Source organism: Variovorax paradoxus (assembly GCF_022009635.1).
Classification (GTDB): Bacteria; Pseudomonadota; Gammaproteobacteria; order Burkholderiales; family Burkholderiaceae_C; genus Variovorax.
On record NZ_CP091716.1, the window covers coordinates 3338552 to 3350982 of the forward strand.

The following is a 12431-nucleotide window of genomic DNA, read 5'->3' on the forward strand; positions in this document are numbered from 1 at the left end:
AAGCGCACGCCATGGCCCAGTCCCAAGCCGTCGAAGTCTTGCTGCGGCCAGCGGTGGAGCTATACACCGTCGCGGTCTGTGCGGGCGCCGCGATTCTGTGCCTGGTGGCCCCGTGGTCGCTCGCGCTGAGCCCCTTGCTGGGCCTGGGCAGCGCGCTGGCCTTCCTCACCTTCGGCGCGCTGCGCTTCCACGACGCCTGGGCCATCCTGCGCTACCGGCGCAACATCCGGCGTCTGCCGCGCTACGTGATGACCAGCCGCGACATGCCGGTCAGCCAGCAGCGGCTCTTCGTCGGCCGGGGCTTTCGCTGGGACCAGCGTCACACGCACCGGCTGATGCAGACCTACCGGCCGGAGTTCCGCCGCTACGTCGAGCCGACCGTGACTTACCGGGCGGCGCGGCGCATGGAAGAGCGCCTGGAGTTCGCGCCGTACCCGCTCTCGAAACTGGCGAAGGCGCTGGCCTGGGACAGCCCGCTCAACCCGGCGCGTCCACTGCCACCGGTGGGCGGTATGCCTCGCCTGCACGGCATCGAGCCGCACGAGGTCGACGTGACGCTTCCGCTGGCCGAGCGTGTCGGTCATTCGCTCGTGCTCGGCACCACGCGCGTCGGCAAGACCCGCCTGGCCGAGCTGTTCATCACGCAGGACATCCGGCGCAAGGTCAATGGGCAGCACGAGGTCGTGATCGTCTTCGACCCCAAAGGCGACGCGGACCTCTTGAAGCGCATGTACGTGGAGGCCAAGCGCGCCGGGCGCGAAGGCGAGTTCTATGTCTTCCACCTCGGATGGCCGGATATCAGCGCCCGCTACAACGCGGTGGGGCGCTTCGGGCGCATCTCGGAAGTCGCCACGCGCATCGCGGGTCAGCTCTCCGGTGAAGGCAACAGCGCGGCGTTCCGCGAGTTCGCCTGGCGCTTCGTCAACATCATCGCGCGGGCCTTGGTGGAGTTGGGGCAGCGGCCCGACTACCTGCTGATCCAGCGACACGTCATCAACATCGATGCGCTGTTCATCGAGTACGCGCAGCACTACTTCGCCAAGAACGAGCCGAAGGCCTGGGAGGTCGTCGTCCAGCTCGAAGCCAAGCTGAACGACAAGAACATCCCTCGCAACATGATCGGGCGCGAGAAGCGCGTCATCGCGCTGGAGCAGTACCTGTCGCAGGTGCGCATCTACGACCCGGTGCTCGACGGCCTGCGCAGCGCGGTGCGCTACGACAGGACGTACTTCGACAAGATCGTTGCGTCGCTGTTGCCGCTGCTGGAGAAGCTGACCACGGGAAAGATCGCGCAGTTGCTCGCGCCGAACTACTCGGACCTGAGCGACCCGCGGCCGATCTTCGACTGGATGCAGATCATCAGGAAGCGGGCCATTGTCTATGTCGGGCTCGACGCGCTGTCCGATGCCGAGGTGGCGGCGGCTGTCGGCAACTCGATGTTCAGCGATCTCGTATCGGTGGCCGGCCACATCTACAAGTTCGGCATCGACGACGGCCTGCCGAGTGCCGCGACGGGCGTGAAGGTGCCGATCAACGTGCACGCCGACGAGTTCAACGAACTCATGGGCGACGAGTTCATCCCGATGGTCAACAAGGGCGGCGGTGCAGGCGTGCAGGTCACGGCCTACACGCAGACCCTCTCGGACATCGAGGCGCGCATCGGCAATCGTGCGAAGGCGAGCCAGGTGGTGGGCAACTTCAACAACCTGTTCATGCTGCGCGTGCGCGAGACCGCCACGGCCGAGTTGCTGACGCGGCAACTGCCCAAGGTCGAGGTCTACACGACGACGGTGATGAGCGGCGCCACCGACAGCTCCGATCCGACCGGCAACACTGCGTTCACGTCCAACACGCAGGACCGCATCAGCAGCAACAGCGTGCCGCTGATCGAACCGGCGCACGTCGTCGGCCTGCCCAAGGGGCAGTGCTTCGCGCTGATCGAGGGGGGCCACCTGTGGAAGGTGCGCATGCCCTTGCCAGCGCCCGACCCCGACGAGACCATGCCCAAGGATCTGCAGGAACTGGCCGGCTACATGCGGCAGCACTACGTCGAGGCCGGTGACTGGTGGGATAACAAGGGTCTCCCTGGCTTGCAAGACCAGGCGCTGCCCGACGATCTGCTGGCGGACTTCAAGCAGATGGCGAGCATGGACGAAGGGACCATGGCATGAGCGACCCTGCCGTCGCCGTCCAACGCCAGCAGGTTCGCCAGCAGGGCCTGATCGCGGGGCTGGTGACGCTGCCGTTTCGGCTGTTCGGTGTGTTGATCGGCTCGCTCCTGCTGTGCATCGTGATCGAGTGTCTCGGCATGCACTTCCTCTGGCCCGAGCAGGGCTGGCGTCATGCCCAGGGCATGCTGAACTATGAGGTATCGCAGGTCTCGGAACATTTCACGCAAAGCGTGCTGGTGCAGGAGCCGGGGCGCAGTGCGCGCCAGCTCATCGAGTGGGCCTACCAAGGGCTGTTCGTGAAGACCGGGCTGTTGGACTGGATACGCGACGCCGCGGCGCAATCACGCGCCGGTGCGCACAGCCAGGTGCGGGACTTCCGCTACTACATCGCGCAGCTCTACGTGCACGTCGAGAGCTACCTGATCGCCTCGGCCTACACCGTGCTGGTGTTCCTCGTGCGGCTCCTGGTGCTGATCCTGACCTTGCCGCTGTTCCTGATGGCCGCGTTCACCGGCCTGGTCGACGGCCTGGTGCGCCGTGACGTGCGCGGCTTCGGCGCCGGGCGCGAATCGGGATTTGTCTACCACCGGGCCAGGGCCAGCCTGATGCCGCTGGCGGTGCTGCCCTGGGTCACCTACCTCGCGCTGCCGGTCAGCGTGCATCCGCTGCTGATCCTGCTGCCCAGCGCGGCGCTGCTCGGCGTGGCCGTGTGTATCGCGTCGGCGACCTTCAAGAAGTACCTGTAGCCGCATCGGCCTTCGCCGCGGAAAGCGGTGGTTGGCCGGTTCCGATTGATTGCGGCGCCGGAAGACTGGCCGTTTGAGCATCGAGCCATCCGCATCCCTCGGAGAACGGCTCGATGGAAACCACTCGCAATCCCGCGCAGGTTCGGCGCTTTGCCGTCGCGATGCGCCTTGCCGCGCTTGTGCTTGCCGCTGCCGGATTGCAGCCCGCCATCGCCGCCGACGCCTCCGACGACGCCGCGGAACGCGAGATGCTCGCCGCAGTGACGCGCCAGCTCGAACTGCTGGACCGCTTCGCCGAGCACGCCGCTGCCACCGCGCCGCAGGGGCGTACTCGCTACCACTTCGACTACGCGCGGCTGCGTGCCGACCTGGAGCGCGTGCGCGCCGGCGTGCGCGACTACCTCGTTCCGCAACGCGCCCAGCCGCGTGATCCCGTGCCGCTGGCCGGCGACTACACGCGCAGCAACGCGACCCCCGACAAGGAGGCGCCGTCACCATGACGCCTTCCTCCGACCAGGTTGCCGCCTTCACGGCCAACGGAGGCTTTGCGCCCGGGGCCGTCTCCGCCGTCGTGCTCGGTTTCGTCTTCGCCGTCCTGCTGCTGTGGGGCGTGTGGGCGATGCGCACCGCCTATGTCGGCTGGGCCGAGCACCACCTGACCCAACGCCAGTTCCTCGGCGTCATCGTGCGCTTCGTCGCGATGTACCTGGTGCTGGGTTTTTTCCTCCTGTCCTGACCCCATGAAAGGTGTATCGCCATGAACGCTTCCCCGACTCTTCACCGTCTCGCTGCACGGCCTGCGCGCATCGCTGCGCTGCTCATCCCGCTGGGCATTGCCGCCATGCCGTCGCAGTCGTTCGCCGCTCTTCCCACGCTGGAAGATCCGTCGCGCGGCACCGGCAGCGGCATCATGCAGACGCTGCAGAACTATGGCTACGACATCGTGCTGCTGATTGCGCTGCTCGTCGTGGCCTCGATGTTCGTGGGCGTCTGCTACCACGCTTACACCCGCTACGCCGAGATTCACACCGGCCGCGCGACGTGGGGCCAGTTCGGGCTGACCGTGGCAGTGGGCGCGATCTTGTTGGTTGTCGGTATCTGGTTGCTGACCAAGGCCACCGGCGTCCTGTAAGGACCGGCAACGATGGCCGGCGCCCTGGAGAGCCCGTCGCGCGATGGGCTCGTGACCTTCTTGCCGCATCGCCTCAACCGCCATCCGGTGGTCGTGCGCGGGCTCACGGCCGACGAGCTGTGGGTCTGCGCCGGCCTGTCCGGTGCGGCCGGCCTCGTGGCCGGCGTGCCGCTGGCCTGGCTCACGCACAGCATCGCGATGGTGCCCACGCTGATCGTCGCCGGCATCGGTATCGGCGTCTTCGTGGGCGGTGGCCTGCTGCGGCGGTGGAAGCGCGGCCGGCCCGACACCTGGCTGTACCGCCAGCTCCAGTGGCGCCTCGTGCTGCGCTACCCCGCGCTGGCAGCGCATGCGGGCGGGGGCCAGCTCATCACCCGTTCGGGCTGGTGGTCCACGCGGCGCCTGCGGCCCAACCCGTCCCTGCGTCGAGGTACAGCATGAGCCGATTCAAGAACGAGGTCGCACACCTGCAGGCGCACGTGAAAACCTTGCGTCTGGCCGGCGCCGCGCTGTTCGTCATGGCGTTGCTGCTCGGCTTCGGATGGTGGAGCGCACCCAAGAGCCTCACCATCCACGTGCCGCCCGACCTGCGCTCGGGCAGCACCCGTAAGTGGTGGGACGTGCCGCCGGAGAGCGTCTACGCCTTCACCTTCTACATCTGGCAGCAGGCCCAACGCTGGCCGACCAACGGCGAGCAGGACTACCCGCGCAACCTGCATGCGCTGTCGGCCTACTTCACGCCGAGCTGCCGCGCCTTCCTGCAGCAGGACTTCGAGTTTCGGCGCAGCAACGGCGAACTGCGCCAGCGCGTGCGCGGCATCTACGAGATTCCCGGCCGTGGTTACGGCGACGACCCGGCCGCGCGCGTGCAAACCGTGTCGACCAACAACTGGGTCGTCACGCTGGACGTGAGCGCGGACGAGTACCTGGGCGCCGAGCAGGTCAAGCGCGCGCTCGTGCGCTATGCACTCAAGGTCGTGCGCATGGACGTGGACCCCGAGCGCAACCCGTTCGGCCTGGCGCTGGACTGCCATGCGCGCGCGCCGGAACGCATCGAAACCCCGCCGCCCCCGGCACCGCCCGGCAGGGCCGCGAGCGCCGGCTCCAACTTGCAGGGAGACACCCCATGAAGCCCTTCGTGATGCGCCCGTTCGCTGCGGCCCTGGCCGGCCTGCTGCTGTGCCTGGCCCTCGTGCCTGCGGCCCATGCCATCGAAATCCTGCGCTGGGAGCGGCTGCCGCTCGCGGTGCCGCTGGTGGTCGGCCAGGAGCGCGTGGTGTTCATCGAGCGCAACGTCCGCATCGGCGTGCCGGCAGGCGTCGGCGAGCAGTTGCGCGTGCAGAGCGCCGGTGGGGCGATCTACCTGCGCGCCAATGCGCCGATCGCGCCCACGCGACTGCAACTGCAGGACGTGGAGTCGGGCGCGCTGATCCTGCTGGACATCGCGGCCGAGCCGGCGAAGGCGGGCCAGCCTGCGCTCGAACCAGTTCGCATCGTCGAGAGCGATGTACCGACCACCCGCTACGGCGAGCCGGCCAAGCCGGCTGCGACGACGGACGACGATGCGCAGCGCACAGCAGTCACTGCGAAGCGCGCCACGCCGGTGGCCGTCGTGCTCACGCGCTATGCGGCGCAGAACCTCTATGCGCCGCTGCGCACCGTGGAACCTGTCCCCGGCATCGGCCGCGTCAACCTGCGGCGCACTCTGGAGCTTTCGACCTTGCTGCCCACGCTGCCGGTGCGTGCGCAGGCGCTGGCCGCATGGCGGCTCGAAGACCAGTGGGTGACGGCCGTGAAGCTCACCAACACCTCCGGTCGCTGGCTCGACCTGGACCCACGCGCATTGCAGGGCGACTTCCTCGCCGCGACCTTCCAGCACCCGAACCTGGCGCCGGCCGGACGCGCCGCCGACATGACGGTGGTCTACCTCGTTACCCGTGGCCACGGCCTGGCCGAGTCGCTGCTGCCCAAGCTCTCACCGATCGACGCGACGGTGAACCTGCCGCCGGCAGCGGCGGCCGGCCAGGCCGAAGGAGGTGCCCGCCATGAAAAGTAACCCCCTCCTCAAATGGCTGCTGATCCCGATGGCGCTGGTGCTGCTGTTCGTCGGCATCAAGCTGTTCTCCGGTGATCGTGGCGCCAAGCCCGCGCCCGCCAGCGCCGCCAACTCGCTCACGCCCGAGGAGATGAAGGCGCTGGGCATCGAGGGCGACACGCCGCGCGATACCGTCGCGACGCTGGTGGCCCAGGTCAAGCAGTTGCGCAACGAGCTGCAGACGGCGCTCAACGACAACAAGAACCAGAAGACCGAGAACGAGCGCATGCGCGCGCGGGAAAGCGCGATCGACCAACGCATCCAGTCCGCGCTGGACGGCGAGCGTGGCCGCCTACAGCAGGACCGCGAGCAACTCTCCAGCGACCGCCAGCAGACCCAGGGCCTGCTGCAAGACCTGCAGCGGCGCCTGGATGGCCTCTCCGGCAAAGGCGGCCAGGCCGACCTTCCGGTGGGCCTCGGTCTGGAAGAAGGCGACGGCAAGGGCTTCGGCGGCACCCAGGGGGGTGCCGCGCGCAGCGCCAATGGCACGCGCTGGGTGGAGCCCGACGACGCGAAGCCCTCGGCGAAGAACGGCGGCAGCGGTGGCCTGAACTTCCCGACGAGCTTCGGGCCGGCGCAGAAGACGCTCTCCGACACGGCCGACAGCGTGGCAAGCACCGTGGCGGACGCCGGCAGCCGCACCGTGGGCGCGTCGGCCAAGCCGGTCTACACGGTGCCGTCGAACTCGACGCTGATGGGCTCGATCGCGATGACCGCGCTGATCGGCCGCGTGCCGATCGACGGCACGGTCAATGACCCGTATCCGTTCAAGGTGCTGATTGGGCCGGACAACCTGACCGCCAACGGCATCGACATTCCCGACGTGGCCGGTGCGGTGGTCAGCGGCACGGCCTCCGGCGATTGGACGCTTTCCTGCGTGCGCGGCCAGATTCGCTCGGTGACGTTCGTCTTCAACGACGGGACGGTGCGCACCATGCCGGAGGACGGCAACCGGAACCAGAACGGCAGCGGGTCGGGCAGCAGCGCCAACAGCACCACGCACGGCGGCCTGGGCTGGATCAGCGACCCCTACGGCATTCCTTGCGTCAGCGGTGAACGGCGCAGCAACGCGCAGCAGTACCTGGGCTCGCAGGCCCTCATCACGGCGGCTGGGGCCGGCGCGGCGTCACTGATCAAGTCGGACAACGGCAGCGTGGCCGTGGTCGCCAACAACAACGGCTCGCTCGGCACGGTGGGTATCAGCGGCAACGAGGCGATGGGCCGCATCTTGGCCGGTGGCGTGCGCGACATGGCTGATTGGGTCAACAAGCTCTACGGCCAGGCCTTCGCCGCGGTCTACGTGCGCCCCGGCGCCAAGGTCGCCGTGCACCTGGAGCAGCCGCTCAACATCGACTACGACGCTAAGGGGCGTCGGGTCAATCACCGCATCGGAGGCAAGCATGCGTCGGATTTGGATTGAATCGGTCGCGGTCCTGTGCGCGGTCGGAGTGCTGGGCGGCTGCGCCACTAGCAAGGACAAGCTGCTACCGCACGGCGATTACACGATGCTCGATGTGTGGACCCAGGAGACGGGCGGCAGCGCCGGTGGCGGACAAGCTGCCCGGCAACTGCTCGACGCGCGCCAGGACCTGCGCCGGGCGCTGAGCGAGGCCGATACGCAGGCAGCGCCTGCCGCCGCTGCCGCCTACACGCGCACCGCGGCCAACGAGATCTACCGCCAGTTCCACCGACTGCCGAACCCGGACCTGGTGATGTACGTGTTCCCGCACCTGGCCGGCAGCGATCCGGTGCCCGTGCCCGGCTACACCACCGTCTTTCCCTTGTACCAGCGGGTGCAGTACGCCATGCCTGGCGAGCGCCTGGAGGACTACTGATGGCCTGGACCTTGCCCTGGCCGCGCAAGGCCCTCGCATTGGCTGGCTCTGACCCGCAGGGCGAGGATGCCTGGTCGCGGCACGTGACGACGCTCGCAGCGCACGGCATCCCGGAGCCAGGCAAAGCAGCAGCCGACCGGCCGCGTCGTCCGGCCACCGAGGCGGATATGCAGGCCCTCTATGGCGTGTCACCGTCCTTCGCCGATCTGCTCCCGTGGGTGGAGTATCTGCCGGGTTCCAAGAGCATGCTGCTGGAAGACGGCCAGTCGGTCGCGGGCTTCTTCGAGCTGGCGCCGGTGGGCACCGAGGGCCGCGAGATGGCCTGGCTGTGGCAGGCACGCGATGCGTTGGAGAACGCGCTGCAGGACTCTTTCGACGAACTCGACGAGAACCCCTGGGTGGTGCAGCTCTATGCCCAGGACGAATCGACCTGGGACAACTACCTGCGCGGGCTGGCGGACTATGTGAGGCCGCGCGCCCAGGGCAGTGCCTTCACGGACTTCTACCTGCGGTTCTTCGGGCATCACCTGCGCGCCATCTCCAAGCCCGGCGGGCTGTTCGAGGACACGACGGTGACGCGCCTGCCGTGGCGCGGCCAGGTCCGGCGTGTGCGCATGGTGGTCTACCGGCGCGCGAACGCGGCGACCGCATCGCGGCGCGGCCAGTCGCCCGAGCAGGCGCTGACGACGATCTGCGACCGGCTCGCCGGGGGTCTCGCCAATGCGGGCGTGAAGTCCCGCCGCATGGCGGCGGCCGACATCCACGACTGGCTGCTGCGCTGGTTCAACCCACACCCGACGCCGCTCGGCCCCAGCGCCGACGACCGCGAGCGCTTCTATGCGCTCACGCGCTATCCCGAGGAAGCCGAAGACGGCGAAATCGAGCTGGAGATGGAGCTTGCAAGTGGCGACTTCGCGCAGCGCCTGTTCTTCGGCCAGCCGCGCTCGGACGTGGCGAACGGCACCTGGCTCTTCGACGGCATGCCGCACCGGGTCATCGTGATGGACCGGCTGCGCATGCCGCCCGCCACCGGCCATGTCACCGGCGAGACTCGCAAGGGCGGCGATGCGGTCAATGCGCTGTTCGACCAGATGCCCGAGGACACGGTGATGTGCCTGACGGTCGTCGCGACGCCGCAGGACGTGCTCGAAGCGCACCTGAACCACCTGAGCAAGAAGTCGGTCGGCGAGACGCTCGCCTCGGAGCAGACGCGCCGCGACGTGCAAGAAGCGCGTGGTCTGATCGGTAGCGCGCACAAGCTCTACCGCGGTGCGCTGGCCTTCTACCTGCGCGGGCGCGACCTCGCGCAGCTCGACGCCCGCGGCCTGCAACTGGTCAACGTGATGCTCAACGCGGGCCTGCAGCCCGTGCGCGAGGAGGACGAGGTGGCGCCGCTCAACAGCTACCTGCGCTCGCTTCCCTGCGTGTTCGATCCAGCCTCCGACAAGCGCCAGTGGTACACGCAACTGATGTTCGCGCAGCATGCCGCGAACCTCGCGCCGGTGTGGGGCCGTAGCCAGGGCACGGGGCATCCGGGCATCACGTTCTTCAACCGTGGCGGCGGGCCGATCACCTTCGATCCGCTGAACCGACTCGACCGGCAGATGAACGCGCATCTCTTCCTGTTCGGCCCCACCGGCTCGGGCAAGAGCGCGACGCTCAACAACATCCTCAACCAGGTCACGGCGATCTACCGGCCGCGCCTGTTCATCGTGGAGGCCGGCAACAGCTTCGGCTTGTTCGGCGACTTCGCCACGCGGCTGGGCCTCAAGGTGCATCGCGTGAAGCTCGCGCCCGGCGCAGGCGTCAGCCTCGCGCCATTTGCGGATGCGCACCGGCTGGTCGATACGCCGAGCCAGGTGCAGACGCTGGATGCCGATGCGCTGGACGAGGACCAGGAGCCCGCAGCGCAGGCGGCAAGCCGCAGTGAGGAAGTGGACGAGCAGCGCGACGTGCTCGGCGAACTGGAGATCACCGCGCGGCTGATGATCACCGGCGGCGAGGACAAGGAAGAAGCGCGCATGACGCGTGCCGACCGCAGCCTGATCCGCCAGTGCATCCTCGACGCCGCCCAGCGTTGCGTGGCCGAACGGCGCACGGCGCTGACGCGGGACGTGCGCGATGCGCTGCGCGAGCGCGCCCGCGACACGTCGCTGCCCGAGGGGCGACGCGCGCGGCTGCTGGAGATGGCGGACGCGATGGATATGTTCTGCCAGGGCGTGGACGGCGAGATGTTCGACCGGCCCGGCACGCCGTGGCCCGAGGCCGACATCACCATCGTGGACCTCGCCACCTTCGCGCGCGAGGGCTACAACGCGCAGCTTTCCATCGCCTACATCTCGCTGATCAACACGGTCAACAACATCGCCGAGCGCGATCAATTCCTGGGCCGCCCGATCATCAACGTGACGGACGAAGGCCACATCATCACGAAGAATCCGCTGCTCGCGCCCTACGTCGTGAAGATCACGAAGATGTGGCGCAAGCTCGGCGCCTGGTACTGGCTGGCGACGCAGAACATCGACGACCTGCCCAAGGCCGCCGAGCCCATGTTGAACATGATCGAGTGGTGGATCTGCCTGTCGATGCCACCGGACGAGGTGGAGAAGATCGCGCGCTTCCGCGAGCTGAATCCGGCACAGAAGGCGCTGATGCTGTCGGCCCGCAAAGAGGCGGGCAAGTTCACCGAGGGCGTGATCCTCTCCAAGAGCATGGAAGTGCTGTTCCGCGCGGTGCCGCCCAGCCTCTACCTGGCACTGGCTCAGACCGAGCCGGAAGAGAAGGCGGAACGCTTTCAGTTGATGCAGCAGTACGGCATCGGCGAGCTGGATGCCGCTTTCAGGATCGCCGAGAAGATCGATCGCGCCCGCGGCATCGCGTCGCTGGCGCTCGATGCGCTGGCGTGAGGGAGAACACCATGCAGGTCGCTCGCTTCATTCCATCCCGCTCCGTCGCATTGGTCGCTGTGCTGCTCGTCGTCGCGCTGATCGCGGCGGCCTGGCTCGGCACGCAGCCGCAGGCGCCGATCGCCAAAGACGCTTCGACGTCGGCCGAGTTCAACCCGACGCCCACGCCGGCGCCCACATCCACGGCCGGCCCGCCTTGGCGCTATGGCCGCGACGATGCACGCTTTACGGTGGTGGAGTACGCCGACCTCGAATGTCCGTTCTGCCGGGCGTACTTCGCAGTGCTCAAGCAGTGGATCGATGCTCACCCCGAGGTGAACTGGCAGTGGCACCACCTGCCGCTGACGACGCACGAGCCGGCCGCGACTGCCAACGCGCGCCTGGTCGAATGCGTCGGCGAGGCTGGCGGCCGAGCCGCGTTCTGGCAAGCAGTCGAATGGGTCTACGCGCACACGCGCGGCGACGGCCAGGGCCTCCCCGAGGATCTAGGTTATCCCGGCATCACGCAGGCCGCCCAGCAGTGCCTCGACAGCGACCACCCCGACGCGCTGATTCGCGCGCAGTCGGCGAGCGCGGCGCAGGAGGGCATCAAGGTCACGCCCACGCTGCGCCTGCAGGACCGCCAGTCCGGCAAGACGCTGGTGCTGCATGGCCCGGTCGAAGGCGATGCGCTGTTGTCGGCCATCGACCTGCTGGCAGCCGGCGGCACCACCGAGACCGCATCGAAGGAAATGCCTGCCGAGTCTCTCGGCGACATGCCCAGGTAGCCCCCGATCTTCAAGGGCTACGACGCGGCCCTGGCCGCGCTGATCATCCCGTTCGCCTTGCATCCCTCGACGCGAACAGCCGTCGCGCTGCGGTGGTGGATGCCCGTTCTTCCTTCGCTTGTTGTTCATCCCACGCGGGTCGCCCACGCCCGCAGGGGCTGCATGCGCTCCCGCAACTCTTCTTTGGAGACTGCCATGCAACCCAAGACCCATGTTGTCGACGGCGTGACCTTCGTGGCCACGCCTTACCGCGCCGGAACCCTCATCCGCGAGGATGTGTTCTGGCGTCAATTCACGGTCACCTGCCAGGGCTACGTCGGGTATCCCGAAGACGATCCGATCTACGGCACCTACTGGATGCCCTCCGTCCTCGAACTCGGCCAACGCGGCCTGATCGAGGACGCGATGGCGCTGGCCCTTGCCTGCGTGTCCGAAGACGAGTTCGACTTGAACTCGGACACCGACGCCGTGGGCTTCCGGCCGGAACTGATCCTCGTGCGCGATTCCCTAGATCGCCTCGTCCTCACCGGGCAGGTGTGGGGCGCGGGCATCCGCTGGTCCGAACCCATCACGTCGAACGAGGAAGCGGCCGCCGTTGCCAATCAGGTCGATGACCTGAGTGGCGAAGCTTCCTACGAAGCCGGCTGGGACAACTACAGCACGGCCGAAGGCCTGCGCCTGCGTGCCCGCGTACTCGCCGGCCGGCTGGTCGATCCGTTTTGGCAGGCCCATGCCCGCCGAGCCATTCAGGCTGTAGTGGCTGCGGTTGCCTGATCCCC

The 12431-nt window shown here is 68.1% G+C and carries 13 protein-coding genes; all 13 read left to right on the forward strand.

The window, feature by feature from the left end:
• Positions 1-11 precede the first annotated feature (11 nt).
• The 13 genes from traD (at position 12) to L3V85_RS15555 (ending at position 12426) form a co-directional block, all read left to right on the forward strand.
• On the forward strand, positions 12-2171 hold the full coding sequence (gene traD, locus L3V85_RS15495; RefSeq protein ID WP_058142290.1) for a type IV conjugative transfer system coupling protein TraD: 2160 nt from the start codon (positions 12-14) through the stop codon (positions 2169-2171).
• The gene (locus tag L3V85_RS15500) at positions 2168-2917 is read left to right on the forward strand and encodes a TIGR03747 family integrating conjugative element membrane protein (RefSeq protein ID WP_058142289.1); all 750 of its coding nucleotides are present in this window, start codon (positions 2168-2170) and stop codon (positions 2915-2917) included. The genes traD and L3V85_RS15500 overlap by 4 nt, the downstream gene beginning before the upstream one ends.
• 113 nt (positions 2918-3030) lie before the next feature.
• A complete protein-coding gene (locus L3V85_RS15505) occupies positions 3031-3417 on the forward strand; it encodes an RAQPRD family integrative conjugative element protein (protein ID WP_058142288.1) in 387 nt (128 codons plus the stop codon).
• A complete protein-coding gene (locus tag L3V85_RS15510; protein WP_058142287.1) occupies positions 3414-3653 on the forward strand; it encodes a TIGR03758 family integrating conjugative element protein in 240 nt (79 codons plus the stop codon). The genes L3V85_RS15505 and L3V85_RS15510 overlap by 4 nt, the downstream gene beginning before the upstream one ends.
• Positions 3654-3674: 21 nt before the next feature.
• The gene (locus L3V85_RS15515; RefSeq protein ID WP_058142286.1) at positions 3675-4049 is read left to right on the forward strand and encodes a TIGR03745 family integrating conjugative element membrane protein; all 375 of its coding nucleotides are present in this window, start codon (positions 3675-3677) and stop codon (positions 4047-4049) included.
• 12 nt (positions 4050-4061) lie between these two features.
• Positions 4062-4490: a TIGR03750 family conjugal transfer protein gene (locus tag L3V85_RS15520; protein ID WP_058142285.1), complete on the forward strand. Its 429-nt coding sequence runs from the start codon at positions 4062-4064 to the stop codon at positions 4488-4490.
• Complete coding sequence (locus L3V85_RS15525) at positions 4487-5179, forward strand: PFL_4703 family integrating conjugative element protein (RefSeq protein WP_058142284.1); 693 nt, start codon at positions 4487-4489, stop codon at positions 5177-5179. The genes L3V85_RS15520 and L3V85_RS15525 overlap by 4 nt, the downstream gene beginning before the upstream one ends.
• Positions 5176-6105, forward strand: coding sequence for a TIGR03749 family integrating conjugative element protein (locus L3V85_RS15530; RefSeq protein WP_370539339.1), 930 nt, complete (start codon positions 5176-5178; stop codon positions 6103-6105). The genes L3V85_RS15525 and L3V85_RS15530 overlap by 4 nt, the downstream gene beginning before the upstream one ends.
• Complete coding sequence (locus L3V85_RS15535; RefSeq protein ID WP_077190947.1) at positions 6095-7564, forward strand: TIGR03752 family integrating conjugative element protein; 1470 nt, start codon at positions 6095-6097, stop codon at positions 7562-7564. The genes L3V85_RS15530 and L3V85_RS15535 overlap by 11 nt, the downstream gene beginning before the upstream one ends.
• The gene (locus L3V85_RS15540) at positions 7545-7979 is read left to right on the forward strand and encodes a TIGR03751 family conjugal transfer lipoprotein (RefSeq protein WP_058142282.1); all 435 of its coding nucleotides are present in this window, start codon (positions 7545-7547) and stop codon (positions 7977-7979) included. The genes L3V85_RS15535 and L3V85_RS15540 overlap by 20 nt, the downstream gene beginning before the upstream one ends.
• Positions 7979-10885 (forward strand): conjugative transfer ATPase, encoded by a 2907-nt coding sequence (locus L3V85_RS15545; RefSeq protein ID WP_058142281.1) that lies wholly within the window; start codon positions 7979-7981, stop codon positions 10883-10885. The genes L3V85_RS15540 and L3V85_RS15545 overlap by 1 nt, the downstream gene beginning before the upstream one ends.
• 11 nt (positions 10886-10896) lie before the next feature.
• On the forward strand, positions 10897-11652 hold the full coding sequence (locus L3V85_RS15550; protein ID WP_058142280.1) for a DsbA family protein: 756 nt from the start codon (positions 10897-10899) through the stop codon (positions 11650-11652).
• A 195-nt stretch (positions 11653-11847) separates the two neighbouring features.
• Positions 11848-12426: a hypothetical protein gene (locus L3V85_RS15555; RefSeq protein ID WP_058142279.1), complete on the forward strand. Its 579-nt coding sequence runs from the start codon at positions 11848-11850 to the stop codon at positions 12424-12426.
• Positions 12427-12431 lie beyond the last annotated feature (5 nt).

What these genes read in the sequence shown, in the direction of transcription:
- L3V85_RS15545 (WP_058142281.1), top strand. Translation starts at nt 7,979, where the DNA reads ATGGCCTGGACCTTGCCCTGGCCGCGCAAGGCCCTCGCATTGGCTGGC.
- L3V85_RS15555 (WP_058142279.1), top strand. Translation starts at nt 11,848, where the DNA reads ATGCAACCCAAGACCCATGTTGTCGACGGCGTGACCTTCGTGGCCACG.
- L3V85_RS15500 (WP_058142289.1), top strand. Translation starts at nt 2,168, where the DNA reads ATGAGCGACCCTGCCGTCGCCGTCCAACGCCAGCAGGTTCGCCAGCAG.
- L3V85_RS15550 (WP_058142280.1), top strand. Translation starts at nt 10,897, where the DNA reads ATGCAGGTCGCTCGCTTCATTCCATCCCGCTCCGTCGCATTGGTCGCT.
- L3V85_RS15505 (WP_058142288.1), top strand. Translation starts at nt 3,031, where the DNA reads ATGGAAACCACTCGCAATCCCGCGCAGGTTCGGCGCTTTGCCGTCGCG.
- L3V85_RS15535 (WP_077190947.1), top strand. Translation starts at nt 6,095, where the DNA reads ATGAAAAGTAACCCCCTCCTCAAATGGCTGCTGATCCCGATGGCGCTG.
- L3V85_RS15510 (WP_058142287.1), top strand. Translation starts at nt 3,414, where the DNA reads ATGACGCCTTCCTCCGACCAGGTTGCCGCCTTCACGGCCAACGGAGGC.
- L3V85_RS15540 (WP_058142282.1), top strand. Translation starts at nt 7,545, where the DNA reads ATGCGTCGGATTTGGATTGAATCGGTCGCGGTCCTGTGCGCGGTCGGA.
- L3V85_RS15520 (WP_058142285.1), top strand. Translation starts at nt 4,062, where the DNA reads ATGGCCGGCGCCCTGGAGAGCCCGTCGCGCGATGGGCTCGTGACCTTC.
- traD (WP_058142290.1), top strand. Translation starts at nt 12, where the DNA reads ATGGCCCAGTCCCAAGCCGTCGAAGTCTTGCTGCGGCCAGCGGTGGAG.
- L3V85_RS15530 (WP_370539339.1), top strand. Translation starts at nt 5,176, where the DNA reads ATGAAGCCCTTCGTGATGCGCCCGTTCGCTGCGGCCCTGGCCGGCCTG.
- L3V85_RS15515 (WP_058142286.1), top strand. Translation starts at nt 3,675, where the DNA reads ATGAACGCTTCCCCGACTCTTCACCGTCTCGCTGCACGGCCTGCGCGC.
- L3V85_RS15525 (WP_058142284.1), top strand. Translation starts at nt 4,487, where the DNA reads ATGAGCCGATTCAAGAACGAGGTCGCACACCTGCAGGCGCACGTGAAA.